Origin of the sequence: Dietzia sp. JS16-p6b (genome assembly GCF_003052165.1) — a bacterium.
Classification (GTDB): Bacteria; Actinomycetota; Actinomycetes; order Mycobacteriales; family Mycobacteriaceae; genus Dietzia.
The window spans coordinates 3,524,288-3,549,900 of sequence record NZ_CP024869.1; the positions used below are offsets into that span (position 1 = coordinate 3,524,288).

Consider the following 25,613-nt stretch of genomic DNA (forward strand, 5'->3'; position numbering starts at 1 on the left):
CGCTATCCGGCTGATCCGGGCCACCTTCCGGTGATCAACTCGGTCATCTCGGTCACCCAGGTGTCGTCGAGTGCGGCGTCCCGGCGCACGAGGATGCGGAAGATCGCGGTGCCGGCCACCACCTCGGCCAGCATGGGCAGCTGATCACCACCGCGGCGCCCCTGTCCGAACCGCGACTCGAACGCGGTCAGGTTCCCGGCCAGCCGGGCGATCATCTGGCCGTGGAGCTCGGGGTCGGCGACGGTGTCGGCGATCAGACCCGGTAGCGCGACCCGCACCTCGGGCCTGTCGAACAGGTCCCGGATCGTCTCGACGAGGACCCTGATGTCGTCGCGGAGATCACCGGAGCCGCCCGGCGCGGGTATCGCCTCCGCGTCCAGGACCGCCTCGTGGACGAGCTGCGCCTTGCCCGACCATCGCCGGTAGATGGACGCGGTGGTGGTTCCCGCGCGCGCGGCGATCGCCGAGAGCGACAGCGCGGGGTAGCCCGTCTCGCAGATCAGCTCCCTGGTGGCGGCGATGACGGCGGTGTCGATCCGGCTGTCGCGAGGGCGCCCGGCACCTGGGCGACCCCCGGCGGACTTGGCCGATTCCCCACCAACCGCGCGCGCGTCTGCTGTCATGAACCCACCATAGTTCCAATGCAGTGTGCATCGTATTGTAGGGAGAGCCCCGTGACCCTCAGCCCGCTCGACGAGTACCCGATCCACCAGACGCACGCGCCGGTGAACTGGCCGGCCACGTCCGACCGGAACTTCTACGATCGGTCCTACTTCAACGTGCTCGACCGCGAGGGCCGATTCATGGCGCTCACCGGCATCGGCTACTACCCGCGCCTGGGCGTCAAGGACGCCTACGTCGTGGTCCGCCGGGGTGATACGCAGACCGCGGTGCACCTCAGCGACGCGATCGACGACGACCGCCTCACGCCTCACGTCGGCGGGTACCGGCTCGAGGTGATCGAGCCACTCCGGGAACTGCGGCTCACACTGGAGCCGACCGAGGGCATCGCCGCCGACCTGACCTGGCGGGGACTGTTCCCCGCGGCCATGGAGGAACCGCACTCGATGCTCACCGACCGCCGGGTCACCCTCCAGGCCAGCCGCTTCGCGCAACTCGGCTCGTGGGACGGGTGGATCGAGGTCGACGGCGAGCGGCTCGAGGTCACGCACTCCTCCTCGGTGGCCGCCCGGGACCGCTCGTGGGGCATCCGTCCGGTGGGCGAACCCGAACCCGCCGGGCGGCCCGACACGGCGTTCCGCGGGATGTGGTGGCTCTATCTGCCCCTGGCGTTCGACGAGTACCAGTTGTTCCTCATCATCCAGGAGGACCCCGACGGTCACCGCAGCCTCTACGACTGCACACGGCGCTGGCGGGACGGCCGGGTGGAGCAGCTCGACGGCGTGCGCGTGGACGTGGACTACCGCGTCGGCACCCGGATCCCGACGGGCGTCCACGTCGAGTTCATGAACCGCGCGGGTGACCGGTTCCGACTCGACGTGGAGTCGAAGTTGTTCGCCCCCATCGCGTTCGGTTCCGGGTACGGCGGCGACTCCTCCTGGGCTCACGGCAGCTGGAAGGGCGAGGGCTTCACCGAGCGGGTGAGCTTCGACCTGACCGACCCCCAGGTGATGGCCGGGGCGGCGTTCAGCCTGATCGACCACGTCGGTCGCGCCGTGTGCACGGAGGCGGACGGATCGACCCACGAGGGCGCGGGACTGTTCGAGCACGGCGTGATCGGCCCCCACCACCCGTCGGGGTTCACCGACTGGACCGACGGTGCGGGCACGGGGTCGGGTCCGGACACCGACGCGGAGTCGGCCTCGCGGGACGGGACGCCGGCGTGAAGGTCATGACCGCGCTCTTCGGCCCCACGGACGCCGTCGACCGTTCGGCAGCGCTCAGGGAGGCCGGTGCGTCCGGGGTGTTCACCTTCGAGGGCCCGCACGACGTGTTCACCCCCCTGGTGCTTGCGTCCCAGGTCCGGGGCCTGGACGTGATGTCCAACGTCGCGATCGGCTTTCCCCGCAACCCCGTCCAGCTGGCCCACCAGGCCTACGACCTGCAGCTGCTCAGCGAGGGCCGGTTCGTCCTGGGGTTGGGTACGCAGGTGCGGGCGCAGATCGAGAAGCGCTACGGAACCGAGTTCGATCACCCCGTCGAGCGCATGACGGAACTGGTGGGGGCTCTGCGGGCCGTCTTCGCCACCTGGGAGACCGGTGAGCGCCTGGATTTCCGGGGGGAGTACTACCGCCACACCCTCATGACACCCACCTTCGTGCCCGGACCCAACCCGTACGGCCCGCCGCCCATCTACCTCGGCGCGCTCGGGCCCCGGCTGACCCGGGCCACCGCGCAGGTGGCCGACGGCCTCCTGGTGATGCCGTTCGGGTCCACGAAGTTCCTCCGTGAGTCGACGATGCCGGCCGTGCGCGCGGGACTCGCCGCCGCCGGTCGCCGTGAGGACGACTTCGAGGTGGTGCCCGAGGTGATCGTGTCCGTGGCCGCCGGACGGGACGACGACCACGTGTCCACCCGCCGGTTGCTGGCGTTCTACGGTTCCACCCCCGCGTACAAGCCGGTGCTCGACGCCCACGGCTGGGGCGATCTGCAGCCCGAGCTCAACGCCATGTCCAAACAGGGCCGATGGCAGGAGATGACGTCGTTGATCAGCGACGAGATCCTGCACACCATCGCCGCTTGCGGAACCCCGGCCGAGGTGGCCGCGCACATCCGCGACCGGGTGGACGGGGTGTCGGACCGGCTCTGCCTCTATCAGACCGGTCCCATCGCCACCGATGCGTTGGCCGAGATCGTCGACGCGCTGGGGGGCGGGCGATGACGCCGACGGTGGTCGAGTTCGACGAGGTCACTGACGACCGCTACGGCGGGAAGGCCGCGGGTCTGGCAGGACTCCGGCGTCTCGGCCTGGACGTCCCCCACGGTTTCGTCATCGCGGACGCGTCGGCGGACCTCGTCGTCGTCGACCTCTCCCGGTGGTTCGACCGCATGGCCGACGCCGGCGCGACGCCGGTGGCCGTGAGGTCCTCGGCGGCCGGAGAGGACGGCGGGGACCACTCGTTCGCCGGACAGTACGACACGGTGCTGGGCGTGGAGTCGGCAGAGGATTTCGCCGACGCGGTGCGCACGTGTGTGGCATCCGTCGGCTCGGGCCGCGCGTCGTCCTACCGCGCCGATCCGGCGACCGGCACCGGGTCCGTTCCGGCGGACACCAGCACGGCCACCGGCCCGCCGGCCATGCACCTGGTGGTCCAGCAGATGGTGGACGCACGCGCCGCCGGCGTGGTGTTCACCGCGGATCCCACCAGCGGCCGGCGCGACCTCATGGTCATCGACGCGGTTCCCGGCCTGGGTGAGGCGCTGGTCGACGGATCGGCGTCACCTGACCACCTGATCCTGGATTCCGCCGGCCGGGTGGCCCTCCGCGAGTACGACGACGAGGCGGTCTTGTCCCCCGAGGAGATCGCAGCGATCAGGTCGGGCGCCCAGCGCGCTGAGCAGCACTGGGGCCGATCGATGGACCTGGAGTGGGCGATCGACCGGGACGGCAGGCTCTGGTGGCTGCAGGCCAGGCCCGTCACCACGCTTCCCGCGGACCTCGCGGAGATGGACTCGCCGCTGGCCGGTGAGGACCACATCTATACGCGCTGCAACATCGGCGAGATGATGCCGGGGGCGTTCTGTCCCCTGACGGCGTCGGTCTCGGGGTTCGCGATCGACTACGCCATGCAGCAGATCCAGGTGGTGGCCCGCGCCCAACCGAGCTACGACCGACCCTGGCTCCAGGTGGGATACTTCTCCGGGCACATGTTCCTCAACCTCACCGAGGGGACGGCGCTGAGCTCGGGCATCGTGGGCAACTCGCTCGAGCAGTTCTCCACCTCGATCTGCGGGCGGGTGGTCGACGAGCTGGTCCCCAAGCCGCCCAAGCCGTTCCTGCGCCGGCTCACCAACACCATCCGCCTGTCCTCCCACGCGCTGTCCGCCGGACCCGCCATCCGCAGACTGCCGGGGCGGATCACTGACTGGCGGGTCCCGACCGACGACGACCCGCGGCGGGTGATGGAGCAGTTGGAGGCCGGGATCGAGCTCTACTGCGACGTCACGTTGACCCACGTGCGGTCCTCCTCACGCGCCGCGGTCGCCGCCAACATCCTCGAGAGCGTGCTGATCTCGCGAGCGGTCAAGGCCGGTCGGGGGGAGGACTCGGGCCGCACCGACGCGGCGCGGCTCATGGCCGGCGCCTCCGATGTGGAGAGCGCGGTCATGCTGGAGCAGCTGGACGCGGTGGTCCGCGCCCTCGCCGCCGATCCCGCAGCCGCCGCGGGCTTCCTCGCCACCGATCCCGGTGACGCCGTGACCCGCCTGCGGGCCTCGGACGGCGCGACGGGCGCGATGCTGCGTGAGTTCCTGGGCCGTCACGGTCACCGCGGATACCGCGAGCTGTGCATGCGCGACCCCTCCTGGGCCGACGATCCGGAGGGACTCGGGGCGATGATGCAGGTGATGGTGCGGTCGGCGCAGGCGGCGGGCGATCCGGCCGGCTCCGATCCGGACAGCTCCGAACCGGCGGGCTCCCCGCGATCCGCCCCTCCGATCCCGGTTCGCGCTCCGACCTCCGGGGGCGGATCGACCTCTGAGGGGCAGATTGTGAGCCCGGCAGCTGCAGGCGCGGCAGCGGCAGGCCCGACAGCGGCAGTCCCGGCAGCGGCAGGCGCGGACGTCCACGGGTCCGTCTCGCCCGTCATCCGCCTGCTCTCCCGGTTCGCGCAGGAGGGCGCGCGTGGGCGCGAGGAGACCAAGTCCGCGATGGCGCTGATGGCGCACGCGCTCAAGCGGGGGTACCGCCACCTCGGCGAGGTCCTGGCCGCCGCCGGACGACTGCCCGACGCGGACCTGGTGTTCTTCTTCGACCGTGCGGAGCTGGGCCGGATCGTCGGGCCGGGGGAGATCGGCGATCTCGTCCAGAGCGCCCTCGCGCGCCGGGAGGCACTGGCGTTCCAGGACGTGCTGGAGTTCCCCGACGTGTCGGTCGGTCGCCCGGTCCCGCTGATCGCCCGGCCCCCGCGTGAGGCCGCGGGCGGGGAGATCATCGGGCGACCCGCGAGCCGCGGATCGGTGGAGGGCGTGGTGCGCGTGGCCAGGTCCATCTTGGACGCCCGCGAGGTGCGGTCGGGCGAGATCCTGGTCGCACCCGTCACGGATGTGGGCTGGACTCCCTACTTCACGGTGATCGCCGCGCTGGTCACCGACATCGGCAGTTCGGTCTCCCACGGGGCCGTGGTGGCGCGCGAGTACGGGCTGCCCTGCGTGGTCAACACACTGGTCGCCACGCAGACGCTGCGGACCGGTGACCTCGTCCGGGTGGACGGCGACCGGGGGGTGGTGACGCGGTTGGACCGGAGCGCGGACGTCAGGTGAAGTAGTCCGGGCGGCTGACGTAGGTGTCGGTGACGAACATGACCCCCGAGGCCTCGTCGAGCAGGGACCGCAGTCCGACGAGCAGCGCATCGACACGGTGATCAGGGATGACGGTGATGAGCAGGGCGAGGGTCTCCTGCTCGTTGAACAGCAGTCCGCCCTCCCGGTATCCGTGGTGGCCCAGCCCGGACACCCCGGAAATGGTGGTGAAACCGGTCGCGCCGGAATGCTCGATGAGTCGTCGCACGTCGGGGGCGTCGGATCCCGGGACGATCACTTCGATCTTGGTCATCCTGGTGAGGTTGGCTCGGGTCATGGTCATTCTCCGATCTCGGTGGGATACGGGGTCCATCCACCGCGGGTGCGGTGGTGCCATCGGGGGGACTGGTCGTTCCGGGCCAGCAGGGTGATCCAGTGGTTGTCGACGAGGTCCCGAACCCCGGGGTTACGGGCCAGGATCGCGTCTATGCGCTCGTGCGGTGCGTGGACGAGGACCAGTAAACGCATGGGTTCATGCGCGAGGTGATCACCGACCGCCACGGACTGCCAGGGCAGACCGGTTCGCAGGTCGCCGCCGGGGCCGGTGACCACACCGATCCCGCCGACGACGTTGTGGGTGGTCTTGGTGCCGGCGCCGAAGGTCCGGGGGGCGACGGTGGAGAAGTAGTACTGGCAATTGATCCACTGTGCGACCACCACGGGCGCGGTGAGGATCGTCTCCAGCGCGCTCCCGGACGGGTCCTCGTCGGCGTTGTAGGAGTGCAGGAAGCATCGACGACGGAGGTCGACGCCCTCCGTGACCGCCCGCGGCCCGATGATGATCGCCGCGTTCCCGGCGAGGCCCCACTCGGGGTAGACCTGGGCCCAGTCCGCACCCCGCGCGTCGACGTGGCGCGCGGCCGCGCCCGGCTCCGGGCTCACGGGCGCCCCCGGAAGAAGAGCGGAGCGTTCGATCGCGAGGCGCTCGCCGGCCTCGGCCAGGTCCCCGACGAGCCGCTCCAGGTCGTCTCGGTGCGACTCGGGGATCTGGTGGCGATCCAGAACGACGACGTGGTCGGTGGTGGTGTCGTGCTCGGCGGCGACGAACCAGGTGTCGTCCGGGATGGCGATACCGCGACCGGACAGCGCATCGCGGACGCCCCGGTCGTTGAGGATGTCCACGGCCGCGCGGGCGTTGGGCCCGCCGGCGTTGCCGCCGCACGCCCCGCAGGTCAGCGCCGAATGGTAGGGGTTGTTCTCGGTGGACGCCCCGTGTCCGCAGAGCACCACCAGTCGCGCGAAATCGGTGGTCAGGCCCATGACTGACAGTGCCGTCTCAGCGATCTGCACCCGTTGGTCCAGGCTCAGTGAGCTCGCGGTGTCGATCACGGTGCGGGCGACGGGCGCGATCCGGGCGCGGACACGGGCGCGCCACCGCCGGACGTGGCGGGGTGCGATGGTCTTGGCGGCCGCGGCCGGCCCGTTGGCCCAGCCGAGGATCTCCGCGAGGACGAATGGTGCCGCCAGGTCCGCTTTGGCGGTGTGAACCGCGTCGGTGGTGGCCGTGAGCGAGTTCAGTCCGGCCAGGGTCCGCCGCGCCTCCCCCCGCGCGGTCGGTGCCGGTTGTTCGTACAAGTCGATCTGAGGCGTCACCAGCGCGGGAGCCGAGACGGTGGGGTCCCCCTTCGCCAGACCGTGGATGCGGCAGGCCACGGCGAAGAACCCCGCGAACCCGAATGTCCGGTACCCGCCCAGCCCCTCCAGATGCCGCCTGAGCCCCTCGGAGCGAGGATCGATGCACAGCACCAGTTGCGCCTCGGCGCGGTCGGACGTCGAGGACGGCGCGGGATCGCGCAACCGGGCCAGGAGGCCTCGCCGGTAATTCGTCTCGTAGGCGTCGAGCCAGACGAGGGGCCGGGACGCCACGGGCATGTGGTCGAGGATCCGCGCGACGTCCGCCTCCTCGTCTGCGTTGCGACCGATCGCGCCCAGGGCGCGGGCCGCGAGATGCGCCCGGTCCGACCTCGACGTCGCTCGCGGTGCGGGTGCCGGATCCAGATCGGGGACACCACGGGAGGCGTCGAGCAGATGGGCTTCGTAGCTGAGCCGCAGCGCGAGGTAGTCGACCAGGTCGATCCCGGAGCCGGGGGAGTTGCTACGCCACAGGACGTGCCCGGCCCAGCCCGGGAGCCGCGTCAGATGCGCCCGCAGGTAGGCGATCCGCTCGCCCCCGTACCCCACACCGAGCAGGTGCAACGCGGTCGTGACCGCATCGGCCGGGTCGGAGGGCAGCTCCCTGAGGTTCCGGCGGGCCACCGGTGGCAGGGTGGTGTCGCGGGCCGCGAGATCGGCCCAGGCCCGATAGAACCCGTGTTCGCGGCCGGGGAGAGACCAGGCGGCCTGCCCGGGGTCGAGAAAGGCCGAGCACCACTTGGCGGTGAGGGCGTCGATCGCCGCGGCCGTGTGCGGACAGGTGCGTTCGCTGCGGGTGAGCAGCCGCCGGGTCGGGGCCGGCGGGATCGAGCCATGGAGGAGGTCCGCTGTCAGTACCTCCGCAGGGGTCCGGACGCGGCCGGCGATCTCGACCGGTGCCGCACGGACCGCCTCGGGGACCTGGCGTTCGAGTGCTTCGAGGAGGTCGTGGCTGGTGATTCGACCGGCGGCGTGGGCGGCGCGGAACCTCGATTCACCGAGGGTCCCCTCGGCGCCGTAGAGATCCCCGGCCGCCACGAGCGCCTCATGGAAGGGCCGATGTTCCAGACCGCCGAGCGGGTTGACGGCGATGAAGCTGCCCAGCGGCCACACGGGGGTGAGCACGCGGGCGGCCACACTGATCTCGGCGCGGACCCGTGTGCGATCCACGGCCCTCTGATCGGCGGGCGTGGTCATGATTCTCCTCTCACGGCAGGAGCGAGCGTGCGGGCGGGAGCGGGGGGTTCGGCACCGGCGGGCCGGGGCGGGAGCGGCAACGGCCGCGGCCCCTGGTCACCGGCGCTCAGCGACGCCACGTAGATGTTCTTGCGTACGTCGGCCAGTCCCGGCACCGGTGCGAACCGCACGGCGGAGAGCAGTGCCATCGCGGCGAAGACCGGGACCAGGGTCCAACCGGCCAACGCGGCGGGGCCTGCGGCCTGCAGGGTGGGGTCGACGAAAGAGCTGAGTGCCTTCAACGCCCCCAGGTAAGCGACCATCACCGCGGCGAGGGCCAGGGTGAAGGTGACGACCGATCCCGGGCCGGTCGCGCGGCGGGTCCATCCCCACATCAGTCGTGTGCCCGTAGCCCAGGCGAAGGCCAGGATCACCGCGGTGCCCTGGTGGGCGATACCCAGTCCCGCCTGCCAGAGCCACAGTGCCGCCGCGAGAACCACCACGGGGACCACGACCGCTACCGCCGCGTACGCCCGGCGCGCCGAGGGTCGGAGGGCCGGTGCCGGCGGCGCGCTTCGGTCGGCGAGGTGATCGGCCACCGCGGACCCGGAGCCGAGGAAGAGCGTGGACTTGTACATCCCGTGGGCGAGCAGGTGGAACAACGCCGCGGAGTAGGCGCCGAGTGCGCAGGTCATCACCATGAATCCCATCTGTCCAACCGTGGAATAGGCCAGTGCGGACTTGAGGTCGGGCCTGGTCAACATGACGGCGGTGCCGTAGACGGCGGTGAGGGCTCCCGCGGCGAAGGCCAGGAGCATGGCGGTCACGGAGGAATCGATCATCGGATGCACCCGGATCATCAGCACCCCACCCCCGTTGACGATGCCTGCGTGCAACAGGGCCGAGAGGGGTGTCGGTGCGGCGACGGTGGCGGGCAGCCACCCCGACATCGGTATGAGCGCCGAGCGTGCGATAGCCGCCACGACGAGCATGACCGCCACCACCGCCCCCTCCGCTGAGGTCGTCGTGGGCAGATCGAGCGTGCGCAGATCCACGTTTCCCCAGTGCACCGTGGCCACGACCACTGCCGTCCACAGAGCGACGTCGCCGACGACGACCATGCGCGCCGTTCGGGCGACCGCCTGCGGCACCCAGGCGTCAGCGCGATACACCCACAACAGCCACCACAGCCCGAGACCGATGGCCGACCATGCCAGGGCCAGACCTATCAGGGTTGCCGACGTCACCATCGCCGCCGTGGCGGTGGTGATCGCCGCGGTCCCGCCGGCGAAGCGACCCGCCCGGGGATCGCCCCGCAGATACCGGCGGGAGAAGGCCTGCACCACGGCGCTCACCCCGAGCACCAGGAGCAACAGCAGGATCGAGACCCGGTCGGCGGTGAACCCGATCACCACCGACTCGGTCGACCCGGTGGTGATGACCGCGGACACCGGGCCGTCGAGTGTCACGACGACGGCGACGACCACCGCTGCCGCGGTGGCGAGGGCGGTGGCCGCCACAGCGATTCGGCCCGCGCGCCGCCCCGCGCGTCCGGCCAGACAGGTCACCACAGGACACAGCACCGACACCACCAGCAGGACGTTCACCGTCCCCCCTTCCGGCGGCTCGAACCGCCGCTCACTCGTCACCGCGACCTCGTGCATCCGGACACGTCTGTTATACGACACTCAAGACGCGTATTCAACAGCACGAATTTAGAATCGTGTTATGTAGCATGAGAACCGTGTCGGAGTGGTCTTTTCTCACCAGTCATGCGCGGGTGCTGATGTGCATCGCCCGCGTCGACCACCTGCGGGTCCACGAGATCGCTGACCGGGTCGGCATACCCGAACCGGAAGTCCGGCGAATAGTCGGAGATCTCGAGGGTGCGGGATACCTCACGCTCGACCCCGGGGTCCCGAGCGGCCGATACCGGCTGGACGAGAGAGTGGCCTCCCGCGTGCCCACCGGACGGGACGCCGCCGTCCTCGACGTCTACCCCCGGGCGACCCGGCCCCCCGGTCCCGGGCCGACTCTGGCCCCGGTCACACGACTCGACTCCCGACGGTCAGCCACGACCTCTGCGTGGGCGGTGCTGTTGGTCAGCGACACACGCCATCTCGCCGCCGCGGTGAGAGGCGCCAACTCCTATATGGCCCATCTCCGACGCGTCCTACCGCCCGCCAGCCCCCACGACACCGCCCTGGTGGGCGTCTGGGTATTCGCCGGCGACGACGGGCGCTCCCGCATGGTCATGGGCGAGGCGTCTCTGGCGGCTCGGAGCTCGGTCTCGATGTCAGGGCTGTGGACCCTGGTCTGGATCGACGTACCACGACCACAGCGGGACGCCGGCACCGACCACGCGCGACGAGTCGCGCTGACCTCCGTCGCCTCCCGACATCCGCACGCTCCGTTCCCGGCGACCTTCTACGCCTGTTTCGCGGCAGACCACCCGCCGACGCTCATCACCTCGGAGTTACGTCGGCTCGGAGCCATCTGTCCACAGGTGGAGACCGGACGATGGTTCGTCTCCGATGAGCACGGATTCCGAGGTCCGGTCATCGAACCGGGCCCGGCCGGTGACGAGCGGGAGCCGGCCCACCCGGGCGGGGTCGCGCATGGGACGCCTCTCCACCGGGTCCCGCCTCCCCCGTGATTCACAGAACTCATGGCGCCGGTGCCGCGTCCGCGCTACGTTAAATTTCGCTGATCGCGCCTGCGGTCGTCCGCCTCTTTCGAGCGAGGTACCCAGAATGTCCACGTCCACCGCCTCCCAACCCTCCGCCTCCCACCCCACAGCTGGCCAGACCACCGCTGCCCAGGTCGCCAAGAGCGTCCGTCTCGCGCTGCTGACCGGCGGCCTACTGGCCATCGGCTTCGGTATCGCCGTCCTGGTCTGGCCGGAGAAGACCGCCGTCGCCATCACCGGCGTGCTCGCCTTCTACGCCATCGTCGGCGGGGTCGTGTACGCCTCGGTCGGCCTGCTCGCCAAGAACCACGGGACGGGCAGTCGGGTCGGTCACGTCCTGCTCGGCCTGCTGTGGGTCATCGCCGGCGCCTTCGCTTTTGTCTCACTGCAGGAATCCGCGGCCTTTCTCGCCATCTTCATCACCGTGATGATCGGCGTCATGTGGATCATCGAGGGCTTCACCGCTCTGTTCACCCTCGGCGAGTCCGGCGCGAAGGGAGTGACGATCGTGTTCGCGATCATCTCGGTCCTCGCGGGAGTCTCCCTGTTGAGCACCCCGGTGTGGGGCGCCGGCTTCCTGTGGTGGCTCCTGGGGATCTCCCTCGTCGTGCTCGGGGCGCTCAACGTCTTCCGCGCGCTGTCCCACGGGGGATCGCGCTGAGCGCACACAGCCACGCGCCGACGGGGTCCGCGGTCTCCACGGCGACCGCGGACCCGGTCGCCGATCTCACCCGCCCGTCTCCGAGGACCGCTGCCGGGCGGCTGGCGACACGGAGGCCGGGGGCGACGTGGTCGAGGACGGAGCGGTCGGGGTGCACCAGATCACCGCGACACCGGTGACCACGTAGACCACCTGCAAGAAGTGGAAGCCGCGAATCGAGGCGATCTCCGCGGCGATCCACACCACCATGATCCAGCCGGACAGGAGGCTGGCGGCCTGCCATCCCGGGCTCCGCTTGAGCAACGCCGTCGCGGCGAACAGCGCGCTGCCCCCGACGATCGCGAGCAGGATCACGCCGGCGAAATAGACGGTGGGGAAGTCGGTGTGCTCGATCCACGAGGGCTCGTCGGGGATCACCCCGACCATGAGCGCGAGCCCACCGCCGGCCGCGGTGACCCCGTTGAAGACCAACAGCCCGAGAAGGAGCCTGGAGACCGCGTTCATACCCCCCATTCTAGTGGCCGGCAGGTCACGAATACAGGGACTTCTTACTGGTCTCGGGGGCCAGGACGAGCGAGATGATGGTCAGCACCGACAGCCCCGCCAGGTAGTACCCGACGTAGGCGACCGAGTAGTTCTGCACGAGCCACACCGCGACGAACGGGGTCAGGGCGGCACCGAGGATGGCCGAGAAGTTGTACGCGACCCCCGAGCCGGTGTACCGGGTGTTGGTGGGGAACAGCTCCGGGAGTACGGCCGACATCGGCCCGAAGGTCAGCCCCATGAGCATCATCCCCACGCAGAGGAAGAGCAGCATCCGGGTCACGTCGAGGTCGTCACCGGTCCCGATCGCCTCGGGATCCAGCCACCAGCCGAAGCTGAGCCCGAAGGCGATGATCGCGAGGGTGACCCCGATGAGCATGCGTCGCCGCCCCAGCGCGTCGGCCAGGAGCCCCGCCACCGGCACGAACACGGCGAACAGGATGATCGCGAGCACCTGCAGGGTGAGGAACGGCCGGTACCCGTACCCCAGCCCGCCGGTGCCCTCCCCGCCGATCGCGAAGGACAGGATCCACGTGGTCATCAGGTAGAACAGGCCGTAGGTGGCCAGCATGATGAAGGTGCCGAGGATGATCTCCCGCCAGCTCCTGCGGAAGACCTCCGACACCGGCGTCTTGACCCGCTGGTCGTCCGCGATGGCCCGGGCGAAGACCGGCGTCTCCTCGATGCGGAGACGGACGTAGAGGCCGACTGCCACCATGACGATCGACAGCAGGAACGGCAGGCGCCAGCCCCACACCAGGAACGGATCGGCCAGGTCGCTGTGTGTGGAGTCGTAGGCGAACCAGGTGGTCAACACCAGGAACAGTCCGTTGGCCAGGATGAATCCGAACGGCGCACCCAGCTGCGGCCACATCGCGGCGAAAGCCCGCTTGCCGGGTTGCGCGGTCTCGGAGGCCAGAAGAGCCGCGCCCGACCACTCGCCGCCCAGTCCGATGCCCTGGAAGAAGCGCAGGATGGTGAGCATCGCCGGGGCCCACAACCCGATCTGGTGGATGGTCGGCAGCAGTCCGATGAGGAACGTGGCGATCCCCATGGTGAGCAAGGCCCCCACGAGGGTGACCTTGCGCCCGAGCCGGTCCCCGTAGTGGCCGAAGATCACCGAGCCCAGCGGTCGGGCGACGAACGCGGTCCCGAAGGTCGCCATGGAGGCGAGCAGAGCGGCGCCCGAGTCGCCGCCGTGGAAGAAGAGCAGAGGGAAGACCGAGACCGCGGCGGTGGCGAAGATGTAGAAGTCGTAGAACTCGATGGTCGTGCCGATGAGCGAGGCGAAGATGATCCGGCGCCGGGGGACCGTCCCGGTCGGGTCGGTCGGGTCGGTCGGAACCGACGACGCACCGGTCGCGTCGGTCCGGCCGGCCGGATCCGCCGCCGTATCGGTGGGGCCGCTGCTGTTCTCGGGGTGGGGCGAGGCGATCACCGGGGCATCGTACAGAAACCGGGCCCCGCGTCACCCCCACCGCGGTGGGCGTACGACGGTGACGAGGCACGGGCGCGTGCTACAAGAGAACGACACTCCAGGACGGGTCCACCACATGACATCAGACACCGGGTCGGCACCGACCGACCCCGACCTCGGTCTTGATCTCGACCAGCAGGCGGCGCTGGGGAGCGGCGCCTCGTTCTGGCGCACCGAGGAGCTGGCCGGGGTGCCCGCACTCGTCCTGACCGACGGGCCACACGGGGTGCGGTTCCAGTCCGGGGCCTCGGACCATCTCGGACTCGCCGAGAGCGACCCGGCCACGTGTTTCCCCCCGGCGTCGGGGCTGGCGCAGAGCTGGGATCCCGACCTGGCCCGCCGGATCGGGGCCGCGCTGGCCACCGAGGCGCTGGCCGTCGGGGTGGGGGTTCTGCTCGGTCCGGGGATCAACATCAAGCGCGACCCGCGGGCCGGCCGCAACTTCGAGTACTTCAGCGAGGACCCCCACCTCACCGGGGTCATGGCGACGCAACTCGTCCGCGGCCTGCAGGCGGGAGGCGTCGGAGCCTCGGTCAAGCACTTCGCCGCGAACAACTCCGAGCACGACCGCATGCGGGCGAGCTCCGACGTCGACCCGCGGCCGTTACGGGAGATCTACCTGCGGGCCTTCGAACGCGTGGTGCGGGACGCACGGCCGTGGTCCGTGATGACGGCGTACAACAGGATCAACGGTGTGTACGCCTCGGAGAACCGGTGGCTTCTCACCGACCTTCTGCGCGACGAATGGGGATTCGACGGGGCCGTCATCAGCGACTGGGGGGCCGTGGCGGACCGGGTGGCCTCCGTACGCGCGGGGCTGGACCTGCAGATGCCCGGGCCCGCCGACCTCGACGACGCCGACGTGGTCCGCGCCGCCCGGCAGGGCGAGCTCGACCGGGCCCATGTCGGGCGGGCCGCCACCGCCGTGGCGCGGTTGGCGATCCGCGCCCGCGACGGACGGCATGCCTCGCAGGATCGCGAGGGCCAGCCGGTGGAGGTGGACACCGACACTCACCACGAGCTCGCACGGGAGGCGGCGGAGGCCTCGATCGTGCTGCTGGCCAACGACGACGGCCTGCTCCCGCTCTCCCCGGGCACCGGCGTCGCGGTGATCGGCGCGTTCGCCCGCGAGCCGCGCATCCAGGGCGGTGGCAGCTCCCGCGTCTCCCCCACCCGGGTCGACGTGCCCCTGACGGAGATCCGCCGGATCGCCGGGGACGACCGCGTCACCTACGCCGCGGGTTTCGGGGCGGGTGACGACGCCGGCCGCCTCCTCGCCGAGGCGGTCGCTGTGGCATCCGACGCCGAGGTGGCCGTCCTCATGCTCGGGCTGACCGACGACCAGGAGTCGGAGGGGGTGGATCGCCCGCACATCGATCTGCCCGGTGACCAGCTCCGGCTCCTCGACGCGGTCGCGGCTGTGCGGGACCGGATCGTGGTGATCCTGTCGGCCGGATCCGTGGTGGACCTGGCCCCCGTGGTTCCCCACGCCACCGCGATTCTGTCCGGGGCGCTGTTGGGACAGGGCGGTGGCCGGGCGCTCGCGAGAGTGCTCTACGGTCACGCCTCCCCGTCCGGGCGACTGGCCGAGACGGTCCCGCTCCGCATCGAGGACGCTCCCAGCTGGGACAACTTCCCTGCCGAGGACTCGCACCTGCGGTACGGCGAAGGAATCTTCGTCGGCTACCGCGGATACGGCCACCGGCGTCGCGAGGTGCGCTTCCCGTTCGGCCACGGCCTGTCCTACACGCGGTTCGAGTACCGGTCCCTGTCCGTCGTCGCCGGGGACGAAGGACAACGAGGCGACGGAGTGCGGGCCGAGGCGATACGCACCGAGGAGTGGACGGCACGGGTGGAGGTCCACAACACCGGCCCGGTCCGGGGCCGCGAGATCGTCCAGATCTACTCCTCGCTCCCGGCGTCGGTGCGCAGGCGGGCGCCGAGGGAGCTCGTGGGATTCGGGCACATCGATCTCGATCCCGGGCAGAGCGGGGTCCTGGAGGTGGCTGTCGAACGCCGTGACCTGGCGTACTGGGACGAGCCGGCCGGGAGGTGGCTGGTGGAAGGGGGCGGGTACGTCTTCGCCGCCGCCGCGTCCAGTAGGGACATCCGGGTCGAGGTCACCGTGCCGATCACCGGCGATCCACGCCCGGTCCGGATCGACCTCGAGTCCACCATCGCCGAGGCGATGGCGGACCCCGACGCACGACTGATCCTCGACGAGGTATTCCGCCCGCTCGCCGCGAATGCCGGCGACGCGAGCGGCGCAGTGGGGGCCTCGATCGAGGACCTGGTGGGGTCCATCCCCGTGGGTCGGATGCTCTCCGGGTTCCTGGGCCTGGACCGGCAGGCGGTGGCGGGGATCGCCGAGCAGCTCGCCCGGATCCACCGGTGAACTAGGTGCTCCGGCCGGTCGCTCGACGCCTGTAATGCAAGAGCACGGTGCCGCTGTCGAAGACGCGATGTTCGACCAACTCCAGGTCGAGTTCGGCGCCCGGCGGCAGCGCGCGCAGGCCCCCACCGACCACCCTGGGGACGACGAAGAACCGGAAGTCGTCGACCATCCCGGCGCTGATCGCCTCGCTCGCGGTGGTGGGCCCGAATATCTCGACCTCGCCCGCCGCGCCGTCGACGATCTCTCGGAGCCGGGCGGGATCGAGACGCGGCAGCAGGAGATCCCGGGCGGAGAGCAGGTCCGCCTCGGCCATGGTCTCCGACACGGCGATGTGTGTGAGGTCCTGCCACCGACGGGCGAACTCGTGCTCGTCCGGGCTCCAGGAAGCGTCCTCGGGTTCGGCCTGCCAGTAGGTCATCAACTGGTAGGTGTTACGCCCCAGGATCTCGTGCGATATCGACCCCATTCGTTCCACGTGAAACCTGAAGACGTCCCCGCCCGGCGCGGTCCAGGCGAAGTCTCCGTTCGCGTCGGCGGCGTATCCGTCGATGGAGATGGTGGCGGTGTAACTCAGCGTTCCCATGGTCACTCTCCGCGGATCGGTTCTCGGATGATCTGGCGCCTCATGACGATCCGGGGAAAGCCCCCCGCCACCGAGGTGGTATCGGCGACCTTGACGAATCCCGCCTCCTCGAACAGGGAGCGGAACCCCACGAATGCCATCGTCAGATTGACCTTCTCCGCACCGTTGTCCACGGGCACCGCCTCGACGGCGGGCGCACCGTGATCACGCGCGAACTCGACCGCGCCCTCGACCAACTCGCGTGCGATCCCCCGGCCCCGGTACCCGGGGCGGACGCGGACGCAGAAGATCGACCACACGGGTTGCGTGTCGACGGTCGGTACCACCCGGGACCGCGCGATAGGGAGATCGCGGCGCGGCGCGACTCCCGCCCATCCCACGGGTTCGGATCCGAGATAGGCGAGCACTCCCGGGGCGACCTCCCGCGAGCACAGGTCGCGGACGAACTCGCCACGGGCGGGCCCCAGCAGGGAGGTGTTGGTCCCGGAATCCAGTCGGTGGCTCAGGCACCAACACACGGTGGCATCCGGGTTCTTCTTGGGGCCCAGCAGTACCGCCACGTCATCGAACCTGTCCGCCGGACGCACCTCGATCATCGCTGCGTTCCCACTGCGAGGTGCCATCGAGGCCATCCTTGTCCGAGGTGTCTGGCGCTCCGGCGGGCTGGGATGCCGGTGCCCGGTCCTCGGATCTGACACTAGTACCCGCCCACAGAGCGCCGACAGGATTCGCCCGGACGAGCGCGACCGGTGGATCACCTCCCGGACCGGGACGCGTCCGGCCCCCGCCGCCCCAGGGCCGTGTAGAGCGCCACCCACTGCCGCGCGGTGAGGTCCTTGGGCAGGGCTCCCGGGGACACACCGGCCCGGGCGAGGGCTCCGCGGACCGCCGGACGTCGCCGCGCGGGCACCACCGAGGCCAGGATCGCGATGAGGCCTCGGCCTCGGCCGGTGAAGACGGCGTGCACGAATCGGCGGTACTCGCTCCGATCCCGGTCCGGCAGGAGAGGACGGGGCCTCCGGGCCAGGACGAGCACCGCCCCGTCGACGGTCGGTTCCGGACGGAAGGCCCGGCGGGAGACGCGGCGGTGCAGGGTGAAGTCGATCCACGGCCACCACTGGGCGGTCATCATGGTCGCTCCCCCGACCCCGGCGCGCCGCCGCGCGACCTCCCACTGGACCAGCAGGACCGCGGTCGTCGTCGAGGTGGAGCGGAGCAGCTTTCGGAGGATCTCGGTGGTGAGGTGGAAGGGGAGATTGCCCACCACCACATGCGGCGTGGCGGGCAGCGGCCACCGCACGATATCCGCGTGGACCAGATCCACGCCGGCGGTGAGCGCACGCCGGAGGTGTTCGACCCTTCGGGCGTCGATCTCCACCGCGGTCAACGGGCGCCCCAGTGTCTGCAACGGTCTGGTCAGCGCACCCCGGCCGGGCCCGATCTCGATGATCGGCCCCGAGGTGTCGTCGACGATGTCGATGATCGCGTCGACGACGGTGGTGTCGGTGAGGAAGTTCTGGCCGTGCTCGTGTCGGCCGCCCCGATAGGTGGGCATGTGTGGACGCTCCGGAAAGAGGAAGTGCCCGGGCATGCGAGAGCGCCGCCCGGCTGGACCGCGGAGCGGCGGAAGCGTCCTACAGGAGGGGATCCGCCGCTAGATGCGACGGTCCCGGATCACTGTGGCGAAGCACGTCATGTCTGGGAGTGTAGCCGACCACCCGCGCTCGCCGTTCGAAACTGTACCAACCGTACGGTACAGTTTAGGGATGCACTCCGCGCCCTCGTCGACGACACCGGACACCTCCCTGCCTCCGTGGCAGCGCTGGACCGTCCTGGGCGTCGTCTCCTCGTCTCTGCTGCTGATCGCCCTGGACAACACGATCCTCTACACGGCGCTGCCGACGTTGACCAGAGAGCTGGGGGCGAGCAGCTCTCAACAGTTGTGGATGATCAACGCGTACCCGTTGTTGATGGCCGGGCTCCTGCTGGGCTCGGGTGCCCTGGGGGACCGCGTGGGACATAAGCGCATCTTCCAGGTGGGCCTTCTCGTCTTCGGCGCCGCCTCACTCGTGGCGGCCTTCGCGCCGACGGCGTGGACGCTGATCGCCGCCCGCGCCCTCCTGGGCGTGGGTGCGGCGGCCATGATGCCGGCGACCCTCGCGCTCATCCGCCTCAGCTTCTCCCACGAGCGCGAGCGCAATCTCGCCATCGGCGTCTGGGCGGCGATCGCGACCGTGGGCATGGCCCTGGGACCCATCGTGTCCGGTGTGTTGCTCGAGCACTTCTGGTGGGGGTCGGTATTCCTCCTCAACGTCCCCATCGTCCTGCTCGCCAGCGCGGTCATGCTCGTCGTCGGGCCACCCAACATCACCAACCCCGCCCGGCGCTGGGACGCCCTCTCCTCGGCTCAGGCCCTGGTCGGCATGGCCGCGGCGGTGCTGGCCGTCAAGACCTGGGCCGAGGCGGATGCGGACCGGACACTGGCGGCAGCCGCCACGGTGGTCGCCGTCGTCACCCTCACCGTCTTCGCCCGGCGCCAACGGCGACTGGCGACTCACACCGAGCCCCTGGTGGACTTCTCGATCTTCCGCAACCGCGGCTTCAGCGGAGGCGTGGTGGCCGCGGGGGTCAGCGTGTTCGCCATCGTCGGACTGCAACTGGTCATCACCCAGCGCTACCAGCTGGTCGAGGGGTTCAGCCCCCTCCAGAGCGGTCTCGTGGTGAGCGTGCTCGCGGTCGCCTCGCTCCCCTTCGCCCTGTTCGGCGGCGCCGTGCTGCACCGCGTCGGTCTGCTGGTGCTCATCGGCGGGGGGATCGCCGCGGCGGCCGTGGGATCGGTCATCACCGTCCTCGCGGCCGCACAGGACTCGTTGGCGTTGCTGGTGGTCGGGATGGTCGTCATCGGCGCCGGGCTCGGTGCCTCGATGTCGGTGGCGTCGACAGCCATCATGGGCAACGTTCCCCCGCGCCGCGCGGGCATGGCCGCCTCCCTGGAGGAGGTGTCCTACGAGTTCGGCGGGCTAGTCGGCGTGGCCACCATGGGCTCGCTGCTGACCCTGGTCTACGCGAGGGCGATCGAGCTGCCGGCAGGGTCCCAGGGCTGGGGGGACCTGCCGCCCGCCGCGGCGTTGGCATCCCGGGACGCGCAGGTCGTGGCGGCGGCCGGCGAGTCGTTCGACGCGGCGTTCCTGTCCGTGCTGACGGCGGTGGCGGCCGTGATGGTGATCGGCGCCGTGGCGTCGGCGGTGCTGCTGCGGAACTACACCCCGGGCACGCCCTCGCAGCTCTACCCGAACAATCACTGAACAGGCCCACGACAGCCCCCGACCACCCACACACCACGATCCGGGAGCAGGTCCCATGCGACAGTCCAAACGCGACACCATCCTCGAGGCGGCCAAGCGCCTCATCCAGCGCGACGGCGTCACCGCCCTGACGTTCGAGTCCCTCGCGGCGGAATCCGGCCTCACCAAGGGGGGCCTGCTCTATCACTTCCCCTCGCGCGACGACCTCCTCCGGGGACTGCACGCCCACGTGGCCGGGCGGTGGGAACAATGCATGGAGTCCGAGGCGGGAGGGCCGGCCGCAGAGGTCGACGACGACGCCCGGTTCGCCGCCTTCGTCCGCGCCTCGCAGTTCCCCGACCGCGCGGAACTCTTACTGATGTTGGAGGCGGTGGAGAATCCCGCCACCAACGCGATCTGGGAGCGCGTCTACAACCGGTGGGTCCCGGACGCCCCCGCGGCCGTGGACGACGACGTGATGACCTTCATCGCCCGGCTCGCCGCGGACGGGCTGTGGCTGTACGAATCGCTGGAAACGCAGAAGCTCGACCCGGCGGTACGCGCGCGGGTCGTCGAGGAGATCATCAGACTGGCGGGGTGAGGCCTGTCACGGATCGATCGCAGACGCCTCTCCCCGATCGTCGATGCGCCGATCGCCGCCGCCCCGGCGGCTCGCCGTCGGACAGTGCCGCCAGCGGGCGTCAGCGGTCGTCAGGGTTCGTCGGCGGTGCCGAGTTCCCTGGTCGACACGAAGGTCATCAGATCCAGAAGACGCGCGGTGAGCGCGACGCCGTCGGGCGTCAACGAGTACTCGACGTGCGGCGGTACGACCGGCCTCGCCTCCCGGTGGACATATCCGTCGGCCTCGAGGACGCGGAGGGTCTGGGACAGCATCTTGTCCGTGATCCCGGAGGCGCGGTGGCGCAGTTCGTTCCACCGCAGTGGCTCGTCGTCGGACAATGCCGCCAGCAGCAGTGGCGCCCATCTGCTGGTCACCCGGCTCAGTGCTGCCCGGGTCGGGCAGTTCTCGGTGTAGACGCCCTCGCCGAAGGCCGACGCCAGTCTGACCGGCCCCTGACTCACTTTCATGCCAGTACCTTACTTGAAAGTGGGTACCCGACTTCGGAAACAGTATGGCGTCGGGGTCGGTTGTCAGTGGGTGTCAGCTCGTTGACGCCCACCGGGTCACGGACCGAAGCCCCGTGCCCAGAACCCCAGGAGAAGACCCATGACCTACCTCGTGACCGGCGCCGCCGGGAAGCTCGGAGCCCTCGTCGTCGACGCGCTGCTCGACCGGGGCGTGACTCCCGGCGACGTCGTCGCCACCGCCCGCGACACCGGCCGGCTGAGTGCCGTCGCAGCCCGCGGCGTGGTGACCCGCCGCCTCGACTACGACGACCCGAACTCGGTGGACGCCGCACTGGAGGGTGTCGACCGGGTGCTCCTGGTGTCGTCCAGCATGGTCGGCCAGCGGACCGCCCAGCATCGCACCGTGATCGAGGCCGCGGCCCGGCACGACGTCGAGTTGCTGGCGTACACCAGCATCCTCCGTGCCGACTCCAGCTCGCTGAGTCTCGCGACAGAGCACCTGCAGACCGAGCGCATCCTCGCGGACGCGGGAGTGCCCCACGTCCTGCTGCGCAACGGCTGGTACCTCGAGAACTACACCGACCAGGCCCGCACCCAGGTGGAACAGGGCGTGTTCGGCGCCGCCGGATCGGGACGGATCAGCGCCGCGGCCCGGGCCGACTACGCTGAGGCCGCCGCGGTCGCCCTGCTCGCCGACGACAGCGCGGGCACGGTCTACGAGCTCGCGGGCGACTCAGCCTTCACGATGGCCGACTACGCCGCGGCCCTGTCCGAGCGGGCCGGGCGGGATGTGACCTACACCGATCTGCCCCGGGACGAGTACACGGCCCTTCTGGTCTCCGCCGGCGTGCCCGCCCCGTTCGCGGAGATTCTCGCCGATACCGATCGGGGCGTCTCGGCCGGCGAGCTCTTCGACGACTCCCGCACCCTCAGCACCCTCCTCGGCCGGCCCACCACGACACTCGTCGAGGCCGTCGAGGCGGCGCTGGCCTGACCGCGCGGTCGCCTGTGCCCCGGGGCTGAGGGTATGACCTACCCGGCGGTCGGCTCGAACAGTTGCTGCCCGATATAGGTCTGCCCGTCCCTCAGCCCCGGGGGGATCGCGAACACGGAGCTCGTCAGATGCTGCAAGTACTCGGTGAGCAGGTCGAACTGCATGCGCGCGAGGAGAGGGGTGAAGTGTCGACGCGGGTCGCGGACGAAGGCGATGAAGAACAGCCCGGCGTCGAGGCGACCCAACTCGTCGGAGCCGTCGGTGTAGTTGTAACCGCGCCGGAGCATGTGCACTCCCGCGTTCCGGGTGGGGTGCATCAGCGCCACGTGGCTGGCCTCGGGGATGGCGGGTGAGCCGCCCGCCGAGCGCGCGGTGAAGTCGGGGGCGCTGGACTCGTCCCCTCCGGACAACGGCGCCCCGGAGATCTTGTCCCTGCCCACTGCGTTCTCCTGGTCGCGCAGGGGGAGTTCGTCCCACACCTCCATGGTCATGCGGATCTTGCGGGCGCAGAGGTAGGTCCCGCCTGCCATCCAGTCCGCGGCGTCGTCGTCCTGCCCCACCCAGACGAAATCGCGCAGCAGTTCGTCCTGGTCCCCGCGCAGCGACGCGGTCCCGTCCTTGAAGCCGAAGAGGTTCCGCGGCGTTGCCTGGCCCGCCCCGGTGGACGAGGTCCGCCCGTATCCGAGTTGGGTCCACCGGACGGTGGCCCAGCCGAACGCGATCCGGGTGAGGTTGTGGATCGCGTGCAGCGCCACGAGCGGGTCCTCGGCGCAGGCCTGCACCACGAGGTCGCCCCCGCTGCGGGCGGCATCGATCTTCTCGGCCGCCATGCGCGGGATGTCCTCGGCCAGCGGCGCGGGTAGCCGGTCGGCCAGACCGAATCGGTCGCGCCCCTGCGCGTCCCGGAACAGGGTCTTGCCGAAGCCGATGGTGATGGTCAGTCCGGAGGCGCCGAGGTCGAACGCTTCTCCGGTGTCGTCGGGGGGCGCCGATTTGGACACCCGCATCGAGTCGACGGGCAGCCCGGCCGTGAGGTTCTCGGCTGCGCGGGTCCATGCGGTGAGCAGGTCGATCAGCGAATCCCTGTCGCGGGCCGTCACGTCGAACGCGGTGAGGTGCATCTGTTGCTGGGCGGGGGTGGTGACTCCCTGCTGGTGGTCGCCACGGAAGGGGTAGGTCAGCTCGCCCGCGGCCGCGGCTGCGCCCGGGGTGCGACCTTCCGCCGTCACCCGCCCGCCGACGAACCCGGCCGCCGCTCCCACGCCCCCCGCGGCGAGGCCGCCGACCAGCACCGCGCGGCGGGTGAACCCCCGGGTCGCGGTGCCTCCCGGGTCTGTGGCGCCGCCCGGGTCTGTGGCGCCGCCCGGGTTCGCGTCGCCGCCCGGGGGATGGTGGCCGGAGGGCCCGTGCACGTCTCTGTCGTCCATATCAGCCGACCACGACCTCCGTGAGCGTCGCCAGTGGCCGGCGCAGGGCGTTGACGGCATCCGAGAGCTGCTTGCGCTCGGCGGCGTCGAGGTCGGTGAACGGCACGAACCCGTCGTCTCCGCTGCGGTAGCCGTCGAGGGTGGAGGCGAGGGAGTCGAAACGCGAGTCGATCTCGGCGACCAACTCGGGGTCCTTCTGTTCGGCGAGGTCGCGGACCGTTCCAAAGGCCACCGACGCCCCTTCGAGGTTGGCCTGGATGTCATAGAGGTCCGTGTGCGAGAAGATCTCCTCCTCGCCCGTGATCTTGGTGGTCGCCACCTCCTCGAGCAGCGCGATGGCGCCGTTGGAGATCTCGTCGAGACTGATCGTGAAGTCCTCGGCGTACACCAGGTCGTACAGCTTCCGGGTCTCGCGGTTCAGGGCATCGGCCATCTCCCGACCCTCCTCCGGGGAGAGCGCGCGCTGCCCGGCGGGCAACCACAGGTCCTTCTCGAGCACGTGCCAGCCGGTCCACTCGCCGCCCAGCTCCTGCGAGTCGGCCTCACGGAGGTCGATCGCCGGGTCGATGTCGCCGAAGGCCTCGGCGGTGGGCTCGATTCGTTCGTAGTGCATGCGCGCCCGGGGGTACAGGTAGCGGGCCAGGTCGCGATCGCCCTCGGTGTACGCGGTGGTGAACTCCTCGGTGCGCGTGAGAAGAGCTCCGACCTGATCCCGGACGTAGGCGGTGTAGGCCACCACCGCCTCGTCACGCAGGGCCTGCTCGTCCTCGGAGACCTCGATCTCCTCGCCGGAGTCCGTCACGGTGAACTCCGCGACGCCCGTGACCTCGCCGACCATGTTGGGCTTGCAGGCGGTGTAGTAGGTACCGGGCTCGAGCACGACGGTGAAGTCGGTGGTCGTTCCGGGGCCGAGATTCTCCCGCTCCCCCACGATCCGGAGCTTGTCGTCGGCCAGGATCTCGAACTCGTTGGGTTCGGTTCCCGCGTTGACCAGCGTGAAGCGGGCCGTCCCCGACGGGACCTCCACGGCCGAGACCTCGCACTGCGCGCCGTTGATCGTCACCTCCAGGGGCTCCGCGCCGCCCGGCCCGGAGGACGCGGTGTTGGCGGTGCACCCGGCGAGGACCGCCATGGCGGCGCCGATGCCCAACGGGAGCGCGAGGACGGGTGTGCGGAAGACGGTGCGGTTCACGGTGTGATGGCTTTCTTGTCGGCGGGAAGGGTGTGGTGCGCGTCAGCCTCTGTGGAGGTGACAGCGCCTGATGACGTGACGGAGCCTGAGGACGCGACGGAGCCCGTGACGTCGTCCGCAGCCCGGCGCGGCCGACGCCGTGAGGCGCGGAGGAACAGGGGCAGGACGACGACGAGGTAGGCCGCCCACCCGAGGACCTGGAGCCAGGTGGGCATGAGGTTGACGTTCACGATCGCCACCGCGAGCGTGTACACGACGAGCCCGATTCCGGAGGTGGGCACCAGGTGGGAGAGGTCGTAGGCCCAGGCGCCCCACCCGGGCAGAACGGAGGCCTCCTGCAGGTCGCCGAGGCCGTAGGAGACGATGCCCGCGGCCACGACGATGAGGAAGACCCCGCTCCAGCGGAAGAACGCACCGATGTCGATCCGCACGGCCCCCGCGTAGACGCCCGCCCCGAGCACAGCGGCGGCGGCGAGGCCGCAGAGCACTGCGACGGCGGGGACCACCGCGGAGGTCGCCATGGTGGAGCGGGTCGTGGCCCAGACGAACATCGCGGTCTCGAGTGACTCCCGGCCGACCGCGATCAGTGCGATCCACACGATGCCGCGGCCGCTCCCGTCCACCGCGCCGGCCATCGACGATTCCAGTCCGGCCTTCTGATCGGCGGCGTGCCTGCCCATCCAGAGGACCATCCAGGTGATCAGCGCCACGGCGAGGAGACTGAGGGTGCCGCCCAGCACCTCCTGGGCGGCGAAGGTCATGGTGTACGGGCCCCAGGTCATGAACGCGCCCGCGGTCAAGGGGATCAGAGCCGCTACTGCGACGCCGGCCCAGAGCCGCGGGAGGAGATCCCGGCGGCCCACCTTGACGAGGTAGGCGACGAGGACGCCCACGATGAGGGCGGCCTCGAGTCCTTCACGGAGGGCGATGAGGAAGTTGGCGAGGAACACGGCTGACCTGGGTTCTGATCGGGGTCCCCGGGTCGCACGG

General features: G+C 70.6%; 22 protein-coding genes. 9 read left to right on the forward strand and 13 right to left on the reverse strand.

Annotated features, from left to right (window positions below):
• Positions 1–2: 2 nt before the first annotated feature.
• Positions 3–623, reverse strand: coding sequence for a TetR/AcrR family transcriptional regulator (locus CT688_RS16310; protein WP_107757750.1), 621 nt, complete (start codon positions 621–623; stop codon positions 3–5).
• A 51-nt stretch (positions 624–674) separates the two neighbouring features.
• Between CT688_RS16310 and CT688_RS16315 the strand changes: the two genes are divergently transcribed.
• From CT688_RS16315 to CT688_RS16325, 3 genes are read left to right on the forward strand one after another with little or no spacing between them, the layout of a single operon-like run.
• Entirely contained in the window at positions 675–1,847 is a 1,173-nt protein-coding gene (locus tag CT688_RS16315) for a hypothetical protein (RefSeq protein WP_107757751.1), read from the forward strand.
• On the forward strand, positions 1,844–2,842 hold the full coding sequence (locus CT688_RS16320) for a TIGR03617 family F420-dependent LLM class oxidoreductase (protein ID WP_107757752.1): 999 nt from the start codon (positions 1,844–1,846) through the stop codon (positions 2,840–2,842). The genes CT688_RS16315 and CT688_RS16320 overlap by 4 nt, the downstream gene beginning before the upstream one ends.
• Entirely contained in the window at positions 2,839–5,442 is a 2,604-nt protein-coding gene (locus tag CT688_RS16325) for a PEP/pyruvate-binding domain-containing protein (RefSeq protein WP_107757753.1), read from the forward strand. Before CT688_RS16320 ends, CT688_RS16325 begins: the two co-directional genes overlap by 4 nt.
• On the opposite strand, the gene CT688_RS16330 is transcribed toward CT688_RS16325, so the two are convergent.
• From CT688_RS16330 to CT688_RS16340, 3 genes are read right to left on the reverse strand one after another with little or no spacing between them, the layout of a single operon-like run.
• Positions 5,435–5,734: a DUF190 domain-containing protein gene (locus CT688_RS16330; RefSeq protein WP_228549514.1), complete on the reverse strand. Its 300-nt coding sequence runs from the start codon at positions 5,732–5,734 to the stop codon at positions 5,435–5,437. The genes CT688_RS16325 and CT688_RS16330 overlap by 8 nt on opposite strands.
• A gap of 26 nt (positions 5,735–5,760) precedes the next feature.
• On the reverse strand, positions 5,761–8,310 hold the full coding sequence (locus CT688_RS16335) for a DUF2309 domain-containing protein (RefSeq protein WP_107757755.1): 2,550 nt from the start codon (positions 8,308–8,310) through the stop codon (positions 5,761–5,763).
• On the reverse strand, positions 8,307–9,953 hold the full coding sequence (locus CT688_RS16340) for a proton-conducting transporter membrane subunit (RefSeq protein ID WP_107757756.1): 1,647 nt from the start codon (positions 9,951–9,953) through the stop codon (positions 8,307–8,309). The genes CT688_RS16335 and CT688_RS16340 overlap by 4 nt, the downstream gene beginning before the upstream one ends.
• Before the next feature lie 71 nt (positions 9,954–10,024).
• Here CT688_RS16340 and CT688_RS16345 point away from each other — a divergent pair, with 71 nt between their 5' ends.
• A complete protein-coding gene (locus CT688_RS16345; RefSeq protein WP_107757757.1) occupies positions 10,025–10,945 on the forward strand; it encodes a helix-turn-helix domain-containing protein in 921 nt (306 codons plus the stop codon).
• A gap of 97 nt (positions 10,946–11,042) precedes the next feature.
• Positions 11,043–11,639: an HdeD family acid-resistance protein gene (locus tag CT688_RS16350; RefSeq protein WP_107757758.1), complete on the forward strand. Its 597-nt coding sequence runs from the start codon at positions 11,043–11,045 to the stop codon at positions 11,637–11,639.
• Between the two features lie 66 nt (positions 11,640–11,705).
• Here the strand turns inward: CT688_RS16350 and CT688_RS16355 are convergent, their stop codons facing one another.
• Both CT688_RS16355 and CT688_RS16360 read right to left on the reverse strand, forming a co-directional pair.
• Positions 11,706–12,143, reverse strand: a complete 438-nt coding sequence (locus CT688_RS16355; RefSeq protein WP_107757759.1) for a hypothetical protein — start codon at positions 12,141–12,143, stop codon at positions 11,706–11,708.
• A gap of 25 nt (positions 12,144–12,168) precedes the next feature.
• Positions 12,169–13,479, reverse strand: coding sequence for an MFS transporter (locus CT688_RS16360; protein ID WP_231750609.1), 1,311 nt, complete (start codon positions 13,477–13,479; stop codon positions 12,169–12,171).
• A 256-nt stretch (positions 13,480–13,735) separates the two neighbouring features.
• Here CT688_RS16360 and CT688_RS16365 point away from each other — a divergent pair, with 256 nt between their 5' ends.
• A complete protein-coding gene (locus CT688_RS16365) occupies positions 13,736–16,054 on the forward strand; it encodes a glycoside hydrolase family 3 C-terminal domain-containing protein (protein ID WP_107757761.1) in 2,319 nt (772 codons plus the stop codon).
• 1 nt (position 16,055) lies between these two features.
• On the opposite strand, the gene CT688_RS16370 is transcribed toward CT688_RS16365, so the two are convergent.
• The 3 genes from CT688_RS16370 to erm all read right to left on the reverse strand — a co-directional run bounded on the left by CT688_RS16370 (position 16,056) and on the right by erm (position 18,192).
• Positions 16,056–16,637: a dihydrofolate reductase family protein gene (locus tag CT688_RS16370; protein WP_107757762.1), complete on the reverse strand. Its 582-nt coding sequence runs from the start codon at positions 16,635–16,637 to the stop codon at positions 16,056–16,058.
• A 2-nt stretch (positions 16,638–16,639) separates the two neighbouring features.
• The gene (locus tag CT688_RS16375) at positions 16,640–17,260 is read right to left on the reverse strand and encodes a GNAT family N-acetyltransferase (RefSeq protein ID WP_231750405.1); all 621 of its coding nucleotides are present in this window, start codon (positions 17,258–17,260) and stop codon (positions 16,640–16,642) included.
• A gap of 131 nt (positions 17,261–17,391) precedes the next feature.
• On the reverse strand, positions 17,392–18,192 hold the full coding sequence (erm, locus tag CT688_RS16380; RefSeq protein ID WP_107757764.1) for a 23S ribosomal RNA methyltransferase Erm: 801 nt from the start codon (positions 18,190–18,192) through the stop codon (positions 17,392–17,394).
• Positions 18,193–18,403: 211 nt separating this feature from the next.
• Between erm and CT688_RS16385 the strand changes: the two genes are divergently transcribed.
• Positions 18,404–19,942, forward strand: a complete 1,539-nt coding sequence (locus CT688_RS16385) for an MFS transporter (RefSeq protein WP_107757765.1) — start codon at positions 18,404–18,406, stop codon at positions 19,940–19,942.
• Between the two features lie 55 nt (positions 19,943–19,997).
• The gene (locus CT688_RS16390) at positions 19,998–20,522 is read left to right on the forward strand and encodes a TetR/AcrR family transcriptional regulator (protein WP_107757766.1); all 525 of its coding nucleotides are present in this window, start codon (positions 19,998–20,000) and stop codon (positions 20,520–20,522) included.
• A gap of 110 nt (positions 20,523–20,632) precedes the next feature.
• Here CT688_RS16390 and CT688_RS16395 read toward each other — a convergent pair whose 3' ends face one another.
• Positions 20,633–21,010 (reverse strand): helix-turn-helix domain-containing protein, encoded by a 378-nt coding sequence (locus CT688_RS16395; protein WP_107757767.1) that lies wholly within the window; start codon positions 21,008–21,010, stop codon positions 20,633–20,635.
• Positions 21,011–21,149: 139 nt separating this feature from the next.
• Between CT688_RS16395 and CT688_RS16400 the strand changes: the two genes are divergently transcribed.
• Positions 21,150–22,004 carry an NAD(P)H-binding protein gene (locus CT688_RS16400; protein ID WP_107757768.1) on the forward strand — a complete coding sequence of 285 codons (855 nt, stop codon included), beginning with the start codon at positions 21,150–21,152 and terminating at the stop codon, positions 22,002–22,004.
• A 38-nt stretch (positions 22,005–22,042) separates the two neighbouring features.
• Here CT688_RS16400 and efeB read toward each other — a convergent pair whose 3' ends face one another.
• Genes efeB through efeU form a run of 3 tightly spaced genes read right to left on the reverse strand, consistent with a single transcriptional unit; the run spans position 22,043 to position 25,573 of the window.
• Positions 22,043–23,431 (reverse strand): iron uptake transporter deferrochelatase/peroxidase subunit, encoded by a 1,389-nt coding sequence (gene efeB, locus CT688_RS16405; RefSeq protein ID WP_107757769.1) that lies wholly within the window; start codon positions 23,429–23,431, stop codon positions 22,043–22,045.
• A 1-nt stretch (position 23,432) separates the two neighbouring features.
• Entirely contained in the window at positions 23,433–24,623 is a 1,191-nt protein-coding gene (gene efeO, locus CT688_RS16410) for an iron uptake system protein EfeO (RefSeq protein ID WP_231750406.1), read from the reverse strand.
• Complete coding sequence (gene efeU / locus CT688_RS16415; RefSeq protein WP_107757770.1) at positions 24,620–25,573, reverse strand: iron uptake transporter permease EfeU; 954 nt, start codon at positions 25,571–25,573, stop codon at positions 24,620–24,622. The genes efeO and efeU overlap by 4 nt, the downstream gene beginning before the upstream one ends.
• Positions 25,574–25,613: the final 40 nt, after the last annotated feature.

What these genes read in the sequence shown, in the direction of transcription:
- CT688_RS16310 (WP_107757750.1), bottom strand. Translation starts at nt 623, where the DNA reads ATGACAGCAGACGCGCGCGCGGTTGGTGGGGAATCGGCCAAGTCCGCC.
- CT688_RS16325 (WP_107757753.1), top strand. Translation starts at nt 2,839, where the DNA reads ATGACGCCGACGGTGGTCGAGTTCGACGAGGTCACTGACGACCGCTAC.
- CT688_RS16330 (WP_228549514.1), bottom strand. Translation starts at nt 5,734, where the DNA reads ATGACCAAGATCGAAGTGATCGTCCCGGGATCCGACGCCCCCGACGTG.
- CT688_RS16335 (WP_107757755.1), bottom strand. Translation starts at nt 8,310, where the DNA reads ATGACCACGCCCGCCGATCAGAGGGCCGTGGATCGCACACGGGTCCGC.
- CT688_RS16340 (WP_107757756.1), bottom strand. Translation starts at nt 9,953, where the DNA reads ATGCACGAGGTCGCGGTGACGAGTGAGCGGCGGTTCGAGCCGCCGGAA.
- CT688_RS16345 (WP_107757757.1), top strand. Translation starts at nt 10,025, where the DNA reads ATGAGAACCGTGTCGGAGTGGTCTTTTCTCACCAGTCATGCGCGGGTG.
- CT688_RS16350 (WP_107757758.1), top strand. Translation starts at nt 11,043, where the DNA reads ATGTCCACGTCCACCGCCTCCCAACCCTCCGCCTCCCACCCCACAGCT.
- CT688_RS16355 (WP_107757759.1), bottom strand. Translation starts at nt 12,143, where the DNA reads ATGAACGCGGTCTCCAGGCTCCTTCTCGGGCTGTTGGTCTTCAACGGG.
- CT688_RS16365 (WP_107757761.1), top strand. Translation starts at nt 13,736, where the DNA reads ATGACATCAGACACCGGGTCGGCACCGACCGACCCCGACCTCGGTCTT.
- CT688_RS16370 (WP_107757762.1), bottom strand. Translation starts at nt 16,637, where the DNA reads ATGGGAACGCTGAGTTACACCGCCACCATCTCCATCGACGGATACGCC.
- CT688_RS16375 (WP_231750405.1), bottom strand. Translation starts at nt 17,260, where the DNA reads ATGGCACCTCGCAGTGGGAACGCAGCGATGATCGAGGTGCGTCCGGCG.
- erm (WP_107757764.1), bottom strand. Translation starts at nt 18,192, where the DNA reads ATGCCCACCTATCGGGGCGGCCGACACGAGCACGGCCAGAACTTCCTC.
- CT688_RS16385 (WP_107757765.1), top strand. Translation starts at nt 18,404, where the DNA reads ATGCACTCCGCGCCCTCGTCGACGACACCGGACACCTCCCTGCCTCCG.
- CT688_RS16390 (WP_107757766.1), top strand. Translation starts at nt 19,998, where the DNA reads ATGCGACAGTCCAAACGCGACACCATCCTCGAGGCGGCCAAGCGCCTC.
- CT688_RS16395 (WP_107757767.1), bottom strand. Translation starts at nt 21,010, where the DNA reads ATGAAAGTGAGTCAGGGGCCGGTCAGACTGGCGTCGGCCTTCGGCGAG.
- CT688_RS16400 (WP_107757768.1), top strand. Translation starts at nt 21,150, where the DNA reads ATGACCTACCTCGTGACCGGCGCCGCCGGGAAGCTCGGAGCCCTCGTC.
- efeB (WP_107757769.1), bottom strand. Translation starts at nt 23,431, where the DNA reads ATGGACGACAGAGACGTGCACGGGCCCTCCGGCCACCATCCCCCGGGC.